At 61.4% G+C, this 19,464-nt stretch carries 15 protein-coding genes; 13 read left to right on the forward strand and 2 right to left on the reverse strand.

Features of this window, described 5'->3' with window-relative positions:
* Window positions 1-15: 15 nt before the first annotated feature.
* The 9 genes from VGB22_05965 (at window position 16) to VGB22_06005 (ending at window position 8,125) form a co-directional block, all read left to right on the forward strand.
* Window positions 16-1,038 (forward strand): VWA domain-containing protein, encoded by a 1,023-nt coding sequence (locus VGB22_05965; protein ID HEX9750812.1) that lies wholly within the window; start codon window positions 16-18, stop codon window positions 1,036-1,038.
* Window positions 1,035-1,841, forward strand: a complete 807-nt coding sequence (locus tag VGB22_05970) for a tetratricopeptide repeat protein (protein HEX9750813.1) — start codon at window positions 1,035-1,037, stop codon at window positions 1,839-1,841. The genes VGB22_05965 and VGB22_05970 overlap by 4 nt, the downstream gene beginning before the upstream one ends.
* 1 nt (window position 1,842) lies before the next feature.
* A complete protein-coding gene (locus VGB22_05975; GenBank protein HEX9750814.1) occupies window positions 1,843-3,636 on the forward strand; it encodes a BatD family protein in 1,794 nt (597 codons plus the stop codon).
* Window positions 3,633-4,424, forward strand: coding sequence for a tetratricopeptide repeat protein (locus VGB22_05980; GenBank protein ID HEX9750815.1), 792 nt, complete (start codon window positions 3,633-3,635; stop codon window positions 4,422-4,424). The genes VGB22_05975 and VGB22_05980 overlap by 4 nt, the downstream gene beginning before the upstream one ends.
* 115 nt (window positions 4,425-4,539) lie before the next feature.
* The gene (locus tag VGB22_05985; GenBank protein HEX9750816.1) at window positions 4,540-5,652 is read left to right on the forward strand and encodes a lysylphosphatidylglycerol synthase transmembrane domain-containing protein; all 1,113 of its coding nucleotides are present in this window, start codon (window positions 4,540-4,542) and stop codon (window positions 5,650-5,652) included.
* Window positions 5,653-5,687: 35 nt separating this feature from the next.
* On the forward strand, window positions 5,688-6,614 hold the full coding sequence (gene rsgA, locus VGB22_05990; protein HEX9750817.1) for a ribosome small subunit-dependent GTPase A: 927 nt from the start codon (window positions 5,688-5,690) through the stop codon (window positions 6,612-6,614).
* A 58-nt stretch (window positions 6,615-6,672) separates the two neighbouring features.
* The gene (locus VGB22_05995; GenBank protein HEX9750818.1) at window positions 6,673-7,089 is read left to right on the forward strand and encodes a hypothetical protein; all 417 of its coding nucleotides are present in this window, start codon (window positions 6,673-6,675) and stop codon (window positions 7,087-7,089) included.
* A 27-nt stretch (window positions 7,090-7,116) separates the two neighbouring features.
* Window positions 7,117-7,644: a rhodanese-like domain-containing protein gene (locus VGB22_06000; protein ID HEX9750819.1), complete on the forward strand. Its 528-nt coding sequence runs from the start codon at window positions 7,117-7,119 to the stop codon at window positions 7,642-7,644.
* Window positions 7,645-7,669: 25 nt separating this feature from the next.
* Window positions 7,670-8,125 carry a MauE/DoxX family redox-associated membrane protein gene (locus VGB22_06005; protein ID HEX9750820.1) on the forward strand — a complete coding sequence of 152 codons (456 nt, stop codon included), beginning with the start codon at window positions 7,670-7,672 and terminating at the stop codon, window positions 8,123-8,125.
* 563 nt (window positions 8,126-8,688) lie between these two features.
* On the opposite strand, the gene VGB22_06010 is transcribed toward VGB22_06005, so the two are convergent.
* Together VGB22_06010 and VGB22_06015 are read right to left on the reverse strand one after the other, a co-directional pair.
* On the reverse strand, window positions 8,689-9,732 hold the full coding sequence (locus tag VGB22_06010) for a site-2 protease family protein (protein ID HEX9750821.1): 1,044 nt from the start codon (window positions 9,730-9,732) through the stop codon (window positions 8,689-8,691).
* Window positions 9,733-9,845: 113 nt separating this feature from the next.
* Complete coding sequence (locus VGB22_06015) at window positions 9,846-14,708, reverse strand: hypothetical protein (GenBank protein ID HEX9750822.1); 4,863 nt, start codon at window positions 14,706-14,708, stop codon at window positions 9,846-9,848.
* A 713-nt stretch (window positions 14,709-15,421) separates the two neighbouring features.
* On the opposite strand from VGB22_06015, the gene VGB22_06020 reads away from it, so the two are divergent.
* The 4 genes from VGB22_06020 to VGB22_06035 all read left to right on the forward strand — a co-directional run bounded on the left by VGB22_06020 (window position 15,422) and on the right by VGB22_06035 (window position 19,463).
* Complete coding sequence (locus tag VGB22_06020) at window positions 15,422-16,510, forward strand: hypothetical protein (GenBank protein ID HEX9750823.1); 1,089 nt, start codon at window positions 15,422-15,424, stop codon at window positions 16,508-16,510.
* Window positions 16,511-16,543: 33 nt separating this feature from the next.
* Entirely contained in the window at window positions 16,544-18,205 is a 1,662-nt protein-coding gene (locus tag VGB22_06025) for a T9SS type A sorting domain-containing protein (protein HEX9750824.1), read from the forward strand.
* A gap of 131 nt (window positions 18,206-18,336) precedes the next feature.
* Window positions 18,337-18,954: a DUF1573 domain-containing protein gene (locus VGB22_06030; GenBank protein HEX9750825.1), complete on the forward strand. Its 618-nt coding sequence runs from the start codon at window positions 18,337-18,339 to the stop codon at window positions 18,952-18,954.
* Between the two features lie 77 nt (window positions 18,955-19,031).
* A complete protein-coding gene (locus VGB22_06035) occupies window positions 19,032-19,463 on the forward strand; it encodes an archease (GenBank protein ID HEX9750826.1) in 432 nt (143 codons plus the stop codon).
* Window position 19,464: the final 1 nt, after the last annotated feature.

The raw sequence follows: 19,464 nt of genomic DNA on the forward strand, positions 1-19,464 counted from the left end.
TGGATAGATGATCCGATGAGATTCGCCGCACAACATTGGCTGTGGGGTCTGATGGCCGTCCCGATCCTCGCTGTCATCCTGGCGTGGGCGTGGCGTATGCGCCGGCGTCTGGCGGCTCGGTTCGCCGAGAAAGCGCTCTGGACGCGCCTGGCGCCCGATGTCAATTACGCCGTCCGTGGCTGGAAGCTGACCTGCGGGCTGTTGGCGATTGCCCTGATGATCTTCGCCGTCGCCTCTCCGCAGTGGGGGGCCAGCGCGGTGATGTTGCAACGACGTGGTCTGGATATTGTCGTGGCGCTCGATGTCTCCCGTTCGATGCTCGCCTCCGATGTCAAGCCGAATCGTCTGGATCGGGCCAAACGCGAAATCGTCGAAATCTTCAATCGCCTTTCCGGAGATCGCATCGGGCTGGTCGTGTTCGCCGGCGACGCCTATGTCCAATTTCCGTTGACCATCGACGCCGCCGCGGCGCGCATGCTGCTGGACGCGGTCGACTCGCGGTCGGCCGGACGTCCCGGCACCATCCTGGATGTCGCCATCCGCAAGGCGGTCGCAATGTTTGAAACCGATGAACGCAAGTTCAAGGTGCTCGTGCTGATTTCCGACGGCGAAGGTCTGGAAGGCGATCCCCTGGCCGCCGCCCGGGAAGCGGCCCAAACCGGGGTGCGCATCTACACCGTCGGCATCGGCACGCCGGGAGGCGAGCCGATTCCCGAATTCGATGACAACGGCCGGCAGACCGGGTTCAAAAAGGATCAAAGCGGGCAGGTCGTGCTCTCGAAGCTCGACGAGGTGACTCTGCAAAAAATCGCGCTGGCGACCGAAGGGCGCTACTTCCGTGCCGGACCCGCGCAAATGGAGTTAGACGAGCTGTTCGCCGAGTTGGCCAAGCTGGAGAAGAAGGAACTCGAGGGGCGGCTGTTCACGGAATTCGAGGAACGCTACCAATACTTTTTGGTGCCGGCGTTCCTGCTGCTGGGCCTGGAAATGGCACTCGTCGAACGGCGCCGACGTCGCCGAACCGGGACGAACGCATGAGACTCCCGATGAACAATGCGACGCTTGCCGTCCTGCGCATCTGCGCATGCGCCGGATTGCTGCTTGTCCCGACATCGGCCAGAGCCGATCAATTCGCCGAGTTCATCAACACGGGAAACAGACTCTACGAACAGGGCCATCTTGACTCGGCGCTGGAACGATACCGCGCGGCCCAATTGGAACGGCCCGATGCGAAGGAGGCCGAGTACAACATCGGCAATGTCATGCACCACCGTGGCGCACTCGATTCCGCGCTGGCCGCGTATCAGGATGCCGCCCATGCGTCCGACAGCACGCTCCACCCACGCGCCCACTACAACATGGGCAACACGCTGTACCGCGGCAGCCAATACGCACCGGCGGTCGAGGCGTATCGCCAGGCGCTCATCGCCGATCCCGACGACCTTGATGCCAAGCACAATCTCGAATTGGCGCTCCGGCAGATGATCGATGACTCGACGCAAAAGAAACCGGAGCAACAGCCGGACGATCAGCAATCCGATTCGACACAACAGCAACAGCAGCAACAGCAGCCCGACTCGTCACAACAGGAACAGAATCAGCAGCAACAGCAGCAAAACACCGATCAACAGGACAACCGGCAGCAGGATGCCCCATCGACCGAGCAACAAGGCGACCAGCAGCAGCCCGCCGAGCAGAGGCAGTCGCAGGCGCAACAGGAAGGCATGACGCCGCAGGACGCGCAGCGGCTGCTCGATGCCCTCAAACAGGATGAGCTCAATCTCCAGAAGCAACGCACCCAACGCAGCGCCCGGGGCGTGCCGGTGCTGAAGGACTGGTAAAATGTCCCGTGCCCGCATCACCATCCTCGCATGCCTGCTGGCGGCACTGCCACCGGCGGCGCGGGCCGACATCCGTTTCACCGCGTCGGTCGACACCGACAGCATCCCGCGCGACGGCGTTGTCCACTTCACGCTGACGCTGCAGGCGCCCGAGCAGTCGCTGCCGAATCCGACGCTGCCGGATCTCGGCGCATTCGAGGTATTCTCTTCGGGACGAGCGCAGAACGTCTCGTACGTCGATGGGCGCGTCACGACATCGATTGCCTACAACTACGCTCTCGTGCCGCGGGGCCCGGGCAACTACACGATCGGCGAAGCGAAAGTCACGATCGACGGTAAAGAATACACCACCCAGCCGATCGCCATCGTCGTCACCAAGGAGGGTGCGGGCTCCGTCACGCAACAACAGCGTCAACAGCCGCCGCCTGAGACTCCGGACCGCGAAAAACCCGGCGGCAAACGCGAAGGAATCTTCATCACCACCTCGCTGGACAAGGACACCGCGTTGGTCAACGAGCCCGTGACCTTCATCTTTCGGTTCTACCGGGCGCAACGGCTGCTCTCCAGCCCGGAATACAATCGCCCCGAGTTCCCCGGATTCTGGGTCGAAGAGCTCTCGCCGCAGCGGCGATACCGCCGAACCATCGACGGCGTCGAATACGACGTCACCGAACTGCGGACGATGCTCTTTCCCACCGACGCCGGGGTCAAGACGATCGAACCGGCGCGCCTGAAGATCGCGATTCCGAATCGATCCCGCGGTTCCGCGCTCGATCCGTTCGGTCGCGACATCTTCGGGCTGATAGGCGGGGAGGACCGCGTCCTGCAGTCCGATCCGCTTTCACTGATTGTTCTCGCGCCGCCCGCGCGGGGACGTCCGGAGAACTGGTCGGGCCTGGTGGGACGCTTTCGAATGAAGTCGTCGGTCAGTGCACGTGAAGTCGCAGTGGGCGACCCGATCACCGTGACCGTGACGATTGAAGGAGAAGGGAACATCAAATCGATTGCCCGGCCGCAATTCGACTCGATTCCCGATTTCCGGACGTTCTCTGCGGGCACATCCGAGACCGTTTCGAAAGAGGGCTACCGAATCGGGGGGATGAAATCCTTCGAGGAAGTGTTCGTTCCGCAGCGCGCCGGTGTCTATGCGCTCCCGGTCTTCTCCCTGTGCTATTATGATTTGAACAGTCAGCGCTACGCAACCCTCACAAGCGACACGATCACCGTCACCGTGACCGGCGCGTCGACTGACTTCTCTCTGCCGTCGCTGCGGCTCCAGCCCGATGAGCTCTCCGACCTCGCCGCCGATGTGCGCTTTCTGAAGACCGATGGAACCGATCTGCGCACGGTCGCCGGACCCGGCCTGTTCGGTCCGGCATTCTGGGCCGGGCATCTCGTGCCGCTCTGCGGCCTTCTGGCATTCGTCGGATGGCGGCGACGGATTCTCAGGGACCAGGCCAACCCGGCGTCGCGCCGACGCCGACTGGCGTATCGCTCGGCCCTGCAGCGTCTCCGCAACGGCGAGTCGGCGCGCGTCTCGACCGCGGATGTCGCATCGGCGCTCGAACAGTTCTTTTCCGACCGCTACAACTGCGCCGCGCGCGGGCTGCGTCGCAATGACATGCGCGACCTGCTCGCCAAAGACCGTGTGCCCGAATCGACTTTGAATGAGTACATGGACCTGTTGGATTGGTGCGACCGCAGCCGCTACGTTCCGGCCGATTCCGACGGCGCCCCGTCGGAGTTGATCACGCGTGCCATATCGCTTCTCGCCGAATTCGAGCAGTCACGATGATCCGACCGACGATCAACCCGCGCCGCGCCGGGCATTGGACTATCGCCGCCTGGGCGCTGGCGAGCATCGGGCTGTTGTCCGAATCGGCGCACGCGCAGACGCCCGAAGTCATCTTCGATGCCGCCGTGTCGGCGTATCAGCGGGGCAGGTTCGACTCGGCGGCAGTGGGATTTCTTTCACTGGCGCGCGCCGGAATCGATGACGCGCGCGTCTGGTACAACCTCGGCAATTCGCACTTTAAGGCCGGGCGCATCGGCTCGGCGCTGGTTGCGTACCGGCGCGGACTGCGATTGCATCCGCGCGATGCCGATTTGCAGGCCAATCTGCGCTACGTCAGTCTCTTCGCCGTCGACAAGATCGAGCCGGTCGGCGTATTCTTCCTGGAAGAATGGTGGCGCGCCGTGGCCGACCGCATCTCCTTCAGCGAGGCCCGTACACTTGCCGCGCTGGCCATGTGGTGCGCGGTTTTGCTGACAGTCGGTCGGCTCTGGCCCGGCCCGCGACCGCGCGTGGCCCTCTGGTTGGTGATTGCCGGCTGGGGTCTCTGGCTGAGCGCAACCGGCGCCGCAGCATCGCGCTATGCGCGTGATGTTCAGCGACGCGACGGCGTGATCGTGGTCGCGCGCGCCGATGTCCGCAGCGGTCCCGGCGACAGCTACGCGCTCCAGTTTACCGCCCATGACGGGCTTTCCGGCACGATTCAGCGTACCGATTCGGCGTGGCACTTCGTGCTGTTCCCCAATGGGCTGAAGGGATGGATCGCCGCCGCGGATTTTGAGCTCATCTGAGCGCCTGGGCCGCCCGCTGATAGTGGTTGATTCCTGTGCAAACGGCCTCGATTTTCACAGCAGGCATGTCATGGCTGTTGGTCGCGCGCGACATGTCGCGCGACGGCGCTGAGCGATGAATCCGCGTACGCGACGCACCAGGTTGCTCCGCATCGCACTGTTTGTGGCGGCGCTGGCGGCGCTCGTCTACATCCTGCGCGACATCGATCCTGCCGCGGTCTGGCACACGCTCCTGAGGATGAATCCGTGGCTCTTGCTGCCGGTGGCGATCGGCGTTCTGGTCATGCCGCTGGTTCGGGCCATGCGGCTGCGGCTGATTATGGAGCCGCAACAGGCCCTGGCGCCGATGCGTGTCTTTTCCGCCTACAACATCGGGCAACTGCTCAATGTCATGCTGCCCGCGCTGACCGGACAGGTCGCGCGGGTGCTGTTTTTCTCCCGGACATTCCCCATCACCAAGACCTTCGCGTTCGCCTCGGTCATGCTTGAAGTGCTATTCGACGGGCTGGTGCTGGTGGTGATGATCTTTGCGGCATCGTTTCTGGTCGTCATGCCCGACTGGATGGTCAAAGGCGAAGTGGTCGTCTTCATCGCCTGCCTGCTGCTGTTGGGATTTTTCTACCGCATTCTCCACCGACACCGCAATCCGAACCGTCGCCCCAGTCTGCTGCGCAAGAAACTCCCCGCCGGGGTGTTGCGCCGCTGGGACAACATGAAAGAATCGTTTCTGGCGGGGCTGGATATGCTCACGTCGCGCCGCCATCTGACGCTCGTCGTGCTGTTGTCGATCCTGTCGTGGGTGTCCCATGCTCTGATCGTCATGTTCCTGCTGCAGGCGTTCGGATTCTCGGTGCCGTTTTGGGGCGCCATCGTCATCCTTATCGTCAACACATTGGCGATCATGATTCCGGTCAGTCCCGGCAATCTGGGTGTGTTTCAAGTGGCGTCGGTGGTCGGGTTGGCGTTTTTTCATGTGCCCAAGGATGAGGCGCTGGCGTTTTCGATCGTCCTGCATGTCGCCGAACTGGGACCGATCTTCGCGCTCGGGGCGGTGTCGTCGCTGACCGGCCACGTACGCATCCGTGAGTACACCGACGCCGATCTGCTCAGCGAAGAAGAGCGACTCAAAGAATCGCTTGACGACTCCCGCTTGCAGCCCACGCCTCAGACGGCACAAGATGAATCAGTTATTGCTCCCGGGACGGAGCCGCAATCCGGCGCTCCGTAGTTTCACTGTGTGCGATACCCGGCACATTCCTCACGATGAATGACGATTCCCGACAGCTTCAGGGCCGGGTGATCCAAAGCTACGGAAATCGCTATGTCGTCCAGTCCGTTGCCGGAACCTACGATTGCGGGCTGCGCGGACGGCTGCGCCTCAGCGATCAACCGACCCGGACGCCCGTGGCCGTCGGTGATCATGTGATCTTTGCGACCGAAGGTCCGGGTATCGGAATGATCGAGGAGGTCGAGGAACGCCGCAATCGCATCTCCCGCCCCGATGTCATTAAGCCGGGACAAGAACAGGTCCTGGTGGCCAATTGCGACCAGCTCGTCGTCGTCGCCTCGGTCAGCCGCCCGAAGCTCAAGCTCGGCGCCATCGACCGCTTCCTGCTCATTGCCGAGCGGGAGAGGATGACCGGCGTGGTCGTCATCAATAAGTCGGATCTGGCATCAAAGGCCGAACTCGATCACGCGCTCGGCGTGTACAACTCCGCAGGGTATCCCGCGCTGGCGACATCGGCCGTGACCGGAGATGGGCTCGAAGAATTGCGCCGGATGTTGACCCTGAAGACCTCGATTCTCGCCGGACATTCCGGTGTCGGAAAGTCGTCGCTCGTCATGGCCCTTGATCCCACCTTGAATCTGCGCACCGCCGCGGTCTCCGAGGCGACCGGGAAGGGCTCGCACACGACGACCACTGTGCGCCTGTTCCCGTTGCGCGCCGGCGGTTACATTGCCGACATGCCGGGTCTGCGCGTCATCGGGCTGTGGGGGCTGACCCCCGAGGAACTGCCGGGCTTGTTCCCCGAGTTTGCCTCCCGCGCTCATGGGTGCAAGTTTCATAATTGCATGCACATCGGCGAGCCGCAATGCGCCGTGGCCGCAGCGCTGGCGTCGGGCGAAATCAGGCCCGAACGTCACCAGGGGTATCTTCGCATTCGGGAGTCGCTCATAATGAAGGGCTGAGCCGGGCGTGAATGACCCTCACACAAAACCCCCGCAACAGTGGACGACTCCACCGGGGATGACGGCAATACTCATGGCGGTGCTGTTCGCCGTCTTCGGCTGTCGTTCCGCTCCGACTGACCCCATCGAGGAAGTCAAGGCCATGATCCCGAAGATCGAGTCGGCACTGAATCGGCGCCTCATCGGGGATTTGCAGCGGATGGGAACCGGAGAGTTTGAGGCCAACAGTTTCATCATGGACATGGTTGGCCAGCGGGTGGACGCCCAAGCGACCCTGTCATTGCGGCGCGCCCAGCTCACTGGGAATGAGATTCACATGGCGCTCGATGCGAAAATGGTTGATAACGCCGGGACATGGACGCAACGTCTATTCCTGACGATGCTTCAGGACGGACGCTGGAAGATCGCCGCTTATGAGATCGGGACGCCTGATGACGAACTGCCGCCTCTTGACGGCGGGATCGACTCACTGTAAACGCTCAACCGCGAGGATTCCGGACTTATGAAGCAGTCAACATCCAGGCAGATTCTGTTTTTGCTGAGTGCGGCCGTGGTGCTCGGGCTGCTGCGCAATGCCGTCGCGCCCGGGAGCATCCCCTGGCGCGGACAATGGGGGCCGCCCCAGGTCGCGCCCGGCGATTCAACCGGCGTACCGCAGTCCGCCCAGCCCGATGATCCGCCCTTCATCACTCTGCAAAAGGCGGCCGAAATGCACGCAGATCCCAACGTGGTCTTCATCGATGCCCGCGATCCCGAGGATTTCGAGATGGGCTGTATCCCCGGCTCGATTCTGTTGCCGTTTGAGATGTTCGATGACTATTGGCCCGCGGTGAGCGAACGACTCTCGCAAGATCGTCCGATCGTCGCCTACTGTTCCGGTTCCGAGTGCGAAGCGTCGCTGATGCTGGCCCGTCTGCTGGTTCAGGAGCACGGATACGAGCATGTCTACGTCTTCTTCGGCGGCGCGACGATGTGGGAGGATGCGGGTATGCCGATGGACACCATCCCGGCGCCGCCGCCGGGGGTGTAAAGCGTCACACAACAACGAGGGAACGATGAGTATACTGAGAAATGATGCCGTGGCGCTGTTGGTCCGACTCCTCGTCGGGGGGGTCTTCGTCTATGCCTCGCTCGACAAAATCATCCACCCGGCAGGATTCGCCAAGGCGGTCAACAACTACCACATCCTACCCAACGATCTCATCAGCATCTTCGCCCTGATTCTGCCATGGCTGGAGCTGCTCTGCGGTATGGCGCTGATCATGGGCACAAAAGTGTCCGGGGCGGCGCTGATCCTGCTGGGGATGAACTTCATGTTCGTGATCGCGATCGCCAGCGCGCTCGTTCGCGGGCTCAATATCGACTGCGGATGCTTTTCGACGTCCACACGCGCGCGCACGATCGGTCTGACGACACTCTTGCTGGATATCGGACTGGTTGTTTTAATTTTCTATACGGTGCGTTTCGGTGCGGGACGCTGGTCGCTGGATCGCCGGACCGTCGCGGCCTGAAACCGATCCTACCGAATCGTTGCGACCGCTCGGATCATCCGCCCGCAATCAAAAGGACCCTCTCCCCGCAGAGGGCCCTTTCCGCACTGACCGCGCTGAGCGCAGTCAACGTGTGACTGCTTGCGACGGGCGTCATCGAGACGCCCGCCTGTATCACGTCAGTAGTGCGAGTAGTCGTTGGGATTGGTGCGCGTCCATGATGGGATGCCGTCGATTCTTGGCCATGGCATGCGTCCGTGCAATTCGCTTGTGGTGAGCGCAACCGAACCGCTCACCGCTGGTGCTGTGTCGCCCCAATCCCAGTGTCACGACGAGAGTCGCTCAGGTCCTACCACAAAAGCAACAATTCCCATGCCAATTCGTGATCACGATTCCGCGGGCCGTAAGTGTCTGATTCTCAACGCACCTGATCCTCACCACGGTCGGCGTGGCCATGATTCAGGGGCTCGTCGCGCAGCGTCTGCGCCGCCGCGGATTCGATGACGGCCGATTCCATCGCGCATCTGCTTTAATCTCACTCAGATGCGCCAACCCGCAATTCCTGCGCAGACGTTGCGGGTCCTTTAACTGCCGGGAAATGAGAATGGGATCGGAGTGAAGCAGATGATGAATACGACGAACGAAATGCAGCCGAGAACAAATCGCGATCGTCCGACTGGAAGCTCATCTACGATCGTCGGCGGATGGTGCGGCCTCAGAAAAAATCCGATGCCGGCCCACACGATCCACCACGGCCACCAGAACGCGGCGATCAGCAAACCGGCGATTGTCGCCAGCGCGATCGGGCGCTGCGCGCGCCGCCATAGCGCGTACGCGATATGCCCGCCGTCCAACTGCCCCATCGGCAGCATATTAAACATCGTCACCAGCAGTCCCGCCCATCCCGCGAACGCCACCGGGTGCAATATGATCGTTTGTTCGTCCGTCACCCCCGGCAAGACCACCGCCGCCACGGCGCGAAACAACAGCGATTCGCCGAGCAAGAGCCCGTCGCCCGCCGCATCGCTTGGTGCGACGTCCGACCCGGCCAGCCCGACGGCCAGCGCCACGACCGAAACGACAAATCCCGCCAGCGGTCCCGCGACCGCCATATCGAACAGCCCGCGCCGGTCGCGGATCGGCGAACGCAGTTGGATGAAGGCCCCGAACGTTCCCAGGATGTTCGGCGCCGGAATGAAATACGGCCAGCTCACATCCATGCGCCGCAGCCGCGCAAAGATGAAATGCCCAAACTCATGAAACAGCAGGATCGCCAAAAACCACGCGGCAAAGCTCGGCCCGCCGAATAACACCGTCGTCATGACCGTCGCCGCAAACAGCGCGATGTTCACCAGCGGAATGGCATGCCCCGCCCGTTCGGTCAATGGCACGCTGACGATGGCCGTTTCCGCAGGGCTGCCCGGCGGCGCCAGCGTTTCAACTTCGACCGTCAGTCCCGCCGCGCGAAAGCGCGCGTCGATCACCGCGCGAAAGTCATCGGCCGGGAGTCTCGGCGTGCCGCGCACGACGATCGTCGACCGCGTTGTCAGCACCGTCTCGATGGCGAGCACGTCTTCGATCAGCCCGTGCACCACGCGTGCCTTATCGACAATTTCGTCGCGCTTCATGCGTCTCTGAGTCAGTCTAACCCGCCGCAGCGCCCCGGACAAATGTGTTCTCAAAAAAAGGGAGGAAGGCGAAATGCCTTCCTCCCTTAAGGTGCGTTGGATACGTCACCCGATTACAGTGGGAACCTCCAGGCGCCGACCGGCTGTGCCGCGAGATTGCCGGACACATAGTCGACCAACTGGACCACATCGAGGTTGTCAACGTTGCCGTCGTTGTTGACGTCACCCGAGTACGTATCGGGATAGATGAAATTCCCCACGTCGATCCACAACGCGTCGCCAAGGTCCACGAAGCCGTCATCGTTGACGTCGCCGCGGGCAAAACCGCCCCAGCGCGCCGCGCGAGCCGCCAACGCGGTCGCATCGGCGTCGATCAGAGCCACATCGGGAGCGCCGTTGTATCCATCGACCGCAAATAGCGCCTGATGGACCGCATGCGAACCCAACGGATCCAGCGTGAACGGCTGATGGACAAGGACCGCGGCACGATCGATGAGGAAGCCGATGCCGCCGTCGATCAGACGCGTCGGTAGTTCGTTGACGATGTCGTTGTAGATCAACGCGTCGTCTTCGATGAATCCACGGTTCCAGCCGCGTGTCGTCTGACGGTCCGAGTTGTTGTAGACCATGATGCGATACGGCGAATTGGCCGACGGATCGACACCGCTGTAAACCGACGGCTGATCGGGATCCAGCATGCCGAACGCGTTGCGCGGACTGGCTGCTGCGTCATCCCAAATCGCATACCCGTTGTAGTTATCCGACGGGCTGCCGGTATTGGTGGCGTAGCCGGACCCACCGCCAACGTCCCAGTCAAAATACGTACCGGCATAGATCGGTCCGTTCGGGGCGTTGTTACGGTTGATCAGCTCCCAACGAATCAGCTTGAAGTCTCCATACAGCGGGTCGAAGGCGCCGACCTCGGTCTGGAGAACGTTCACGCCGATTGCCGCGGCCGCACTGGCACTGACAACCTCAAAGTTGGTGTCAGAATAGTGCGACTGAATCCACTGGCCGTTGATCGCTTCGGGAACTCCCACGCCTGCCCCGGTGCGCTTGTAACCCAGGACGATATCGTCCATGCGTTCGAAGCCGCACAAACCATCAGACAGCTTGGGGTTCGGCACATAGTCGGCCGGGACGTGTCCGAACAGTTCGAAGCGCGCATTCGCTGCGTTGGGAATCGCTTCGCCCGTTCCGGAGTCGCCGACCAGAACCAATGTTCCGTCATAGATGTTGTCGTCACTGTTGTGTGGATCATCCGGCCAGTGCAACGCCGTATTGGATGCGCCCAGCGTGCCCCAGTTCCACATCGTCTCGGAGCGCTCGCTGCCGCCGCCCGGGGTGTCGTTGAACACCAACGTCGCGGTGTCTCGCGAGCAGCCGCCAACGTAGGTGATCTCGAGGGTTGCCTGTTGCGGATCGCCTGCCTGGAATGCCAGCACGTCAAAGTCGGGATCGTCGTGATCGAAGATCAGATACTCGACTTCGGTGTTGCGCTCCAGCCCGGCGCCGTTGAAGTCCCAGGCCACTTCGCCCAGATCATCCGGAGCCAGTGTGACCGGCAGACCGGACGCGTTGATCGTGACGCTCGCCGCAATCGTCCGTCCGACCGCGGAACCGGCCGCACGGATGATCTGATTGCGCACGCTGTTGCCGTAACGAGCATCTTCCTGTTCCAACGGCAGCATGTAGCGATTGTAATACCGCTCGCTCCACTCGCCATTGAGAACCTTGCGGTCGGCTGCGCCGATGCCGCGGACCATATCATCTTTCGATATGTCTCCGTCGGCATAACGCGCAAAACGATCCGCGGCCTGAGCCACGCTCGGCAATTCGCGCTGGAAGCGGCGAACCGTCGGCGAGGTCGAGGCCAATGCGCTCGGACCCGCATCCACGGCAACAACCGCCGTGAAGTTAAGGTCTTCGCAACCGTCGTTACGGAACACATCGGGCTCCGAATGCGATAGAGGACCGGAACCCAGGGGCACGATGACCTGCACTTCGTCGATCAGTTGCGTCAGACGCGGACGGGTACCGGCATTCAGCTTGTAAGCCGAAACGATGCCCTGATTCAACAGCGCACCGCCGCCGAGGCGGGAGGATACGACCGCGAATTGGTCGCCGCTGGAATGCTGAACGAGCGCCGTGCCGTTGACGACCTGCCCGACGAGCACCGGGTACTGCCTGTACCACTCGACATCGAGCGTGTTCGCATTCAGCACCCACCAACGCGCTGAACGCGTCCCGGCAAACAGGTAGTTGTCGCAGGTGAGCGTGACATTGCTGGTCACGAAATCTACGCCGTTGAGACCGAAGTTGTGCACGCCCAGACCGATGACCTTGTCGACCATGACGATGCCGCCGGCGTTCCCATCCTGGCCCATGTACAGGAAATTGCGGCCGATGGTCGGCGCGCCATAGAGACTGGCCTCTTGCGCCGCATCCCAGGCGATGTCCGGGGCGCCGCTGGAGACATCGAGAGCATAACGACGCCCGGCAACGTCCCCATTGTGTGCCGCGGCATAGACAAAGTCACCCTCGGCCGAGACACCGCCGGGGAAGCCGAGCAGAGGATCGGCCGGCACAAACTGCCAGTTGGCCGAACCATCAGATGGGTCGATCGACCAAATCGAGCCCGAACCCAGATCCGAATCGGCAGTACCGACCAACAACTCGGTACCGTTCCACGTCGGCCCGTGACGAGCCGCTTTGTCGAGCGTGATCGGGTTGGTCGTCCAGGGGCCGTACAAGCACCCCGTCGCCGCCTCATACGCATGCACCTGGCCCAACTGGCCGGGGGAGGCGATCGGCTCGGTCAGGACAAAAAGCACGTCCGTGCCACCGACGTCGACAACCACCGATGCATTAAAGCGGTTCTGGGCGCCCAGAATGCCCGGAGGCGCTCCGCACGCAGGACCGGTATGGCCCAACGACGTGTTCGACCAGATCGGCGAACTTAAGTCGTGCGGGTACTTGTTGATCGAACGGAACGTGCCGCCGGTGACATAGACCCCATCCGGACCGATCGTCGTGTTGCCACGATTCGATCCGCCCATGATCAGGTTGACGACCGAGGAGGTGATCGAATCGACGATCGCGCCGGTCAGCAGATTGCGCGCCATCAGTGACGACGACGCCGACTGGTACACGATGTCGTTGGCCGCTGTCGGGTTGCAGAAGTCCGCCGTTTGCGGCACCAACTCCGACCATTCGAGATTCACCTGGCAAGGATCGCCGATGTTCATGTTGGAGGCCGAGGTACGGCGCTCATCGCGCCCGTACTCGTTCCACACATCTGCGCCGGGAACCGCGCAGACGTCCTCAACGACCGGCACGACTTCCTTGCAGATCAACGCGTCCATGAACATCTCGGCGTGATGGAACCCGGCGCCGATGTCGGTGGCGTACTCGCCTACGTAGCGCCATGTCGGCAAGCCGGCGTTGGGTACGTACGCGTCAAAGAACACAATCGAGCGCGGGTAGTCCGGCGGGACACAGCCCGGATTGGGCCACAAGAGGGGCTCGCCGCAGCTTCCACCGCCGTACACGCCCGCGAAGGACGTGCCAACTAGCGGCGATGCGGCGCTACGTTCGACTGTGACAAAGAAGTGCTCCGGAATTCCCCCGTTGAGTGTCCCAAATGTCAAATCCGGGATGGGAACAACCGTCTCCATAGGATAGAAACTCCCGGGGACGTCCACCGAGTAGAGCGGCGCCGCGCCCGGAGTCGGTTCTCCGCAAATACTGGAGGGCGGACCACTCGCATCCCAAACTGATACGGTCATGATAATTCCCGGCGCCGAGACAATCAGCAGGAACCGGACCTCTTTGAGAGTGTCCAGCCCGACTGCGGAGTAGCGGACTCCGAACTTCGTGCGCGGCCCCGTCGAAGGGGGGGCAGCCGGAAGTCCGAAGTGGATGTCCCAGTCGTCGTTGCCGTCAGCATAGCGCACCGGCTGCCCGTAATTAAAGAAGGTTGTCCCATCCAGATGTGACGGGTAACACCCGGTCGCCAAGTACCAGAAATCGTACACGCAATCACCCGCGGTGCAGTGCGTGGCGACATCGTCGGGAGTGTAGCCCTCCGACCACAGCAGGTAATTCAGCATCACCGAGCTGTACCCAGTCGCCGGGTAGATCCCAAACGCACCGTCCAGGTCGGCTTCAAAGTAGTTGGCCATGTCGTCCCAGCCGAACCCGTAATCGTTGAGAACGGCGCAGTCCGGGCCGCCGCCAGCCGCATCAGGGGCAGTGTCCTGGCTTCCGTCGTCCACAAAGAGACGCAGGGCGCCGACCGCAATGAAGTTCGGGGCGTAGTAGCCCGCGAAATACGGACCGGTCACGCAGCATTCGATCGGGAACGCCAGGTTAAACAGAAAGCTGCCGCCCGGGCTGGGGAGATTGAAGGCATTCAGGTTTCCGACGCAGAGAATGCCGCCGGGCAAGTGGCCCGTACCCGAGGGGCTGCTGCCGCAAAGCACCTCAACGTCAGCGTCCCACACGACCGGTTGCAACACCAGCGGGTTGTTGGCGGGCCAGAAGGCGGCCGCCGGCCCCGTGTTGTTCAGGATCGTGTTGACCGCTGTAACGTCGAAGGTGTAGTTCGACGGGGCGCCGCAGACATCATGCCAGTCCGGGTCGTCGAAATCCTGGTAGGCCGCGTAAAACTCGCCGCCGGCCCACCAGCCGCCGAACACAAGATTAATTCCGAAGTCGGTCGACTGCTGCCAGAGACCGTCGCAGAAAGTCCCGGGGACTGTACGAGTCTGACCGCCCTGCATTAAGACGGTCGGATCGCCCCAGACCTCCGCTTGCGAGGCATTCGGCGACACACCCGACTTGTCGTGCTGACCCGTCTGAATTCGCGGGTAAGCCTCGTTCGTCAAGGCGTCGTCGTACGCCAAGGCCGCAGTTGACCCCATCAAGAACAGCAGTCCCGAACAGAGAACTGCAATGAAGGGTTTTTTGTGCATTTAGATACTCCTCCTAAACAGTTGAAGAATTCGGACTCGCCGCAGGCAACTCAGATTGCCGGTTCTTTGCTGTCGTATTGCCCATGACGTTCCTTGATCTTCTTTCATCAAGCTCCAGGATTGACTCTCTCTTGCTTAACTTCGGCACAACCGCCTCTCCGTGGAGCCCGCTTTGTAACGATGTCTTAGACAGACGGTTGACACTTGTTTCGCGAGGACGAAGGCGCGTTCCGATGCGGGCTCGGAGGAAAGATAAAACCAACCCGCCCGGTCTCTGCCTTCCCTCTTGAAAGGGAGTACCGTTGAGTGGATATCTAAACTTGAAGAGTCACAGTCGCTTTCTGCAAAGCGACCTTTGAAACGCTCGACAGTGAAAATACAATCTTTTCCGCCCCTGTCAACATTTTTCGCAGAAATTTTGACCGCAACGCCAACAGGTTCGGTGATGAGCCGCTCCCATCGGCGCCGGTATCGCACACCGAAAGCTTGCCTCGGAAATCCTTAAAGAATGTCACCCCGAGTCCCGACCCGACCGCCGCAGGCGGGTGAGGGAGGGCGAGGGGTCTCTGTGCGCACCGGATTGCCCACAGCCCCAACACCCCGGTGGAATTACGACTTGGTAAGAATCTTGAGCAACTTCCGCAAATCCCCCATCGCATTTTCCGCCCCGATTGCATATAAGAGATTGAACCACCCCGTCGATCTGTCCGACTATGGCGCTCCTTCCCCTAATCGCACTCATCACGGCGCTGCTCGCCCAGGTCGCGCCGCCCAAGGGTGTTCCCCTGGGAATCCGTTGGTTGCCTTCCGCAACGGTGGAAACCGGACTGACCAATCTGGCCGGGATCGCGATCTGCCCGACCCCCGATCGCACCGGCCCGCAAATGGTGGCCGTCGACAGCGCCGGCAACGCGGTCGAGCTCCTGTTTTCCGAAGGCAACTGGAAGACCGCCAGGAAGTTTCGTGTCCCCGGGCCGGTGGCGATAGTGACCGGCGCGCACACCGCCGGGGCGCAGACAGACGCACGCCTGATTGTCGGGACTTTGGATGGACGACTGTTGGCAGCCCGGCGCGGCCCGCTCGGCTGGACCCATAACGACATCGCCGAGCTTCCCGGGCCGATTCGCGCCATCCAGGCAACTGCCGCCGCCTGGGGAGGGGCTTCCTCCAGTGTTTTTGTGGCGGATGGCGCCGGTTCGGTCACGGAGTTCGTTGAAGATGAGCACGGGGAGTGGCGGTCCGGACGGCTGCCGACAATCCCGGGCGGCGCCCGCTTTATAACCTTCGATTACGATCAACGTGGTCTGCGGGTCGGCCTCGTCAGCCCAGCGGGCGCAATCTACCGCGTGACCACCGACTCGCTGGGCAATTGGGGCGCCGCCGAATGGGCGGTCATGCAGGCGCCGCCCAAGGATGTGGTCGCATCCGCCGATCCCACCATGCGCGACATGGCGTTCTTCTACTCCGGCGAAGATGGCTATCTGCGTTACCTGTTCCTGGGCAGTACGATCGACACGCTCTCCCGTCTCGTGGTCGGGGGAGGAGCCACGCACCTGATCGGAAAAGGGGACCAGCGACGCTTCAACGAGTTCTTCGGGATGCGCAAGGGGACCTTCAGTCTGTTCGAATATGACGCCGTGTTGCTCGACTGGCAGGAGATCCCTATCACAAAGATTGAAGGGACCACAGTTGCCACTTGTTTTGGACCGGGGCGCGGTGAATTGTTACATCAGATTTACGTGGTGACCCTCGAGGGCCGGGCTTACGAGTTTGTTCGCGGACCCTACGAGGGCGAGCATTAGACAACTTGATGCGGGGGCAGCTCTTAGGGCCACATGCGCCTCCGCTTACTCACGCTGACTCTCCTCACATTCGCAGCCGCCGGTCACAGCGCCCAAGCGGTTTGCCCAATTCTGTTCTGGGTTGACGCGCAACCGACTCCCGGCTCAGGCGCATTAGTCCAATGGACCTCGGCACAGCCCTCCGGCGAGACACACGCGGCTTATGGTGGTCTGACCTCCGGCAAGTTCTTCATCGGTTTCGGCTTGGAAAGTCAGCGCGTCGGACTCCAACTCCCGGGAGTCGTGGAGGGCGGCGATCACCTGTTGGTTCGCGCCAGGTTCATCGGAGACAGCTCGGTTAACTCGGAACAATGGCAGGATTTGGCCGGCTTCACTTGGTCGATCTGGACAGACATAAGCGGCTCTCCGGGGACGCCGCTTTGCGATGAAGTCGAGGTTCCCCTCGCCGAGGATCCACAAGGGTATCAGGGGCAATGGTTTGAGACGCTCGTCCCATGCTCCTTGTCGTCCGCGTCGACCGCTCTATGGCTAATAGGCCGCTGGCCGGATGACGCGGTCCCGGTGGTTCGTTTATCCTCAGCCAACGCCAACGGCCTGATCCCCACAGTCGCCGGGTTTGAGTCGCAGCCCGGAGTGCCTGAATGGCAAGCGCTGTCAAACTACCAGCTTGCGGTCGAGGCCACTTTCCTGACTCACGCATTCAACTGTGAATCCGGCAGCGGCTTATCGCGATTGCCCGTGACCCCGTCGCCAGCCTTCGCGTCAACTCTGAGCTATGAAGTCCTGCGACGGGTGGTACTGTCGACTCCTTCCGCCGAAGTACTGACCGAGCTCGGACCATTCTCGGATCTCAATTGCCTCGAAGACACGTCATGCCCGGTCGGCGTCAACGTCAGCTACGGCATCACACCCATAGGGTCTGATCCCTGTCCGCAGGTGTGGACCGGGACTTTTACCTTGGCCGCCGCCAACAACGTGGATGTCAGTCCGATCTCAATCGACCAAGCCGTTAATCCGCTTGATATTGAGCCGATTGTAGTTTTGGTCTTCAATCACCACCTGACCGATACCATGAAAGTTTGCACGGATCCCGCGACCGTGTTGAGCCCCGATGTGTCCCTGCGGCGATACGCAGAGGAGGGCCTGACCCTGTCGGCGCAAACGACCGAAGTGCTCATACCACCGGCACATTGGCAGTCATTGACGTTCTCGCCAGTCGTCGGCGCCGGTGGTCCCTTGGGGTGGTTTGCCGGCACTGTTCCGTTGACTGTGGAGTCGATGTCGACCGGCAGCAGGGACGTTCATCTGATTCATATGCACCTGCAAGTCGATATCTCGCTGGACGTTGCCGATGGGTCGACGCAATCAGCTCCAGATCGGCAACGCCTGCGTGTCAGCCCATCTTCCGGCAGCAACGACGGCGACTTCGCTGTGCGCATCGATATCGCCCCGCTCTCAACCGGCGCCTCCACTGAACCCGCTGTCAGTGACTGCCTTGGTCGGTGTGACAGAATCGAGATCGTCATCGTCAATGCCTTGGGTCAGATATGCTCGCAGCGATCAATCGACGGATACGAGGGTCTGTCAGCATCGCTGACGATTCCCGGGAGCAGAAGCTGGCCCTCAGGCGTATACTTCTGTCGGGTGAATTGGGCCGGGCAAGTTGCCGCTACCAAACTGATGCGCCTCAAGTGACAATGCGATCACACAGCGAATCCCGAATCCGGATGTCGACGATCCCGCGACAGATCGCCCTGACGCTTATCGTCATACATCTCATTGCTGGATTGTCAGTTGCCGGAGAGCCCAAAATTCGGCTTCCCGAGGTGACCTTTGATTTCGGCTATACGCCGTCCGGATTGAAGGCCTACCACCGCTACTGGCTGGTCAACGACGGCGACGACACGCTCAAAATTCAGCGCGTCAAGCCGGGATGCGGTTGCACGACTGTCCCGCTTCCCAGCAATGTCATCAGCCCCGGAGATTCAGTTCCACTCGATCTGGAATTCGACACCCAGAAATTCAAGGGGAAGGTCCACAAGTCTGTTTCCATCTACAGCAATGAAATGGTCCGTGTCGACACCGCCACCACCAACGTGCGCAAGATTTACTTCACGGGGATGATTGAGGATTCCTATGGCCCCGTGAAGGTTACGCCGACAACCGCTTACCTGGATACGCTCGGAAAAACCGAACAAGTTATCACGATCGCCAATTCATCAGCCGATCCCCTCACGCTGAGTGTGACATCGCCCCCGCCCGATTACCTGCTTCTGCAGATCCCCAACGCCGAAGTTCCGGCCGCTGGCAAGGCGCAGCTTGTTCTAAAGCCGGGACCGCAGACCCCGATCGGTGCCTACAACGGGTCTTTGACCCTTCGCCTCGAGGGGAAAGAGACATTCTCGCTGACCATCCCGATTTATGGGATGGGGTACTTCCAATAGCATTCTGAGCCCGACGACAGCAGATTGTCATCGATGTCCCTGCTCCGACATTCGGAGGGCCGCACAGGGGAGGGCAGGTGCCTTACTCATATAAGTTTCTGGAAGATGTCGCTTTGGCAGACTCGGCCTTTGAGGTCGAGGCCGACAGTTGGGGCGAGTTGTTCTCCGGCGCGGCCGCGGCTTTAACGGCCGTTATGGTTGATGGCGGCGGTCTTGCCCCCAGCACTCAGCGTCACCTGGATCTCTCTGCCGGCTCAGTCGAGGACCTGCTCTACGACTGGCTCTCCGAGATCGTATATCTGAAAGACACAGAAAGTCTAATCGTCGCGTCGGCGCACGCCGACGTGGCCTCGGCTCCGCTTTGGGGAGTTCTCGGGACACTGGAGTGCGACCGGATCGACCCCAAACGGCACCAGATGGGCCAGGATGTCAAAGCGGTGACGTACCATTTGTTCTCAGTGGAGCAGATTGGCAACAAGTACAAGGCCCGCATCGTATTGGACATCTGAA

It is taken from the genome of Candidatus Zixiibacteriota bacterium, from assembly GCA_036397555.1.
Lineage (GTDB): Bacteria > Zixibacteria > MSB-5A5 > WJJR01 > WJJR01 > DATKYL01.

Bases quoted from the DNA above. Each gene is read 5' to 3' on its own strand.
- VGB22_05965 (HEX9750812.1), top strand. From the start codon at position 16: ATGAGATTCGCCGCACAACATTGGCTGTGGGGTCTGATGGCCGTCCCG.
- VGB22_05970 (HEX9750813.1), top strand. From the start codon at position 1,035: ATGAGACTCCCGATGAACAATGCGACGCTTGCCGTCCTGCGCATCTGC.
- VGB22_05975 (HEX9750814.1), top strand. From the start codon at position 1,843: ATGTCCCGTGCCCGCATCACCATCCTCGCATGCCTGCTGGCGGCACTG.
- VGB22_05980 (HEX9750815.1), top strand. From the start codon at position 3,633: ATGATCCGACCGACGATCAACCCGCGCCGCGCCGGGCATTGGACTATC.
- VGB22_05985 (HEX9750816.1), top strand. From the start codon at position 4,540: ATGAATCCGCGTACGCGACGCACCAGGTTGCTCCGCATCGCACTGTTT.
- rsgA (HEX9750817.1), top strand. From the start codon at position 5,688: ATGAATGACGATTCCCGACAGCTTCAGGGCCGGGTGATCCAAAGCTAC.
- VGB22_05995 (HEX9750818.1), top strand. From the start codon at position 6,673: ATGACGGCAATACTCATGGCGGTGCTGTTCGCCGTCTTCGGCTGTCGT.
- VGB22_06000 (HEX9750819.1), top strand. From the start codon at position 7,117: ATGAAGCAGTCAACATCCAGGCAGATTCTGTTTTTGCTGAGTGCGGCC.
- VGB22_06005 (HEX9750820.1), top strand. From the start codon at position 7,670: ATGAGTATACTGAGAAATGATGCCGTGGCGCTGTTGGTCCGACTCCTC.
- VGB22_06010 (HEX9750821.1), bottom strand. From the start codon at position 9,732: ATGAAGCGCGACGAAATTGTCGATAAGGCACGCGTGGTGCACGGGCTG.
- VGB22_06015 (HEX9750822.1), bottom strand. From the start codon at position 14,708: ATGCACAAAAAACCCTTCATTGCAGTTCTCTGTTCGGGACTGCTGTTC.
- VGB22_06020 (HEX9750823.1), top strand. From the start codon at position 15,422: ATGGCGCTCCTTCCCCTAATCGCACTCATCACGGCGCTGCTCGCCCAG.
- VGB22_06025 (HEX9750824.1), top strand. From the start codon at position 16,544: ATGCGCCTCCGCTTACTCACGCTGACTCTCCTCACATTCGCAGCCGCC.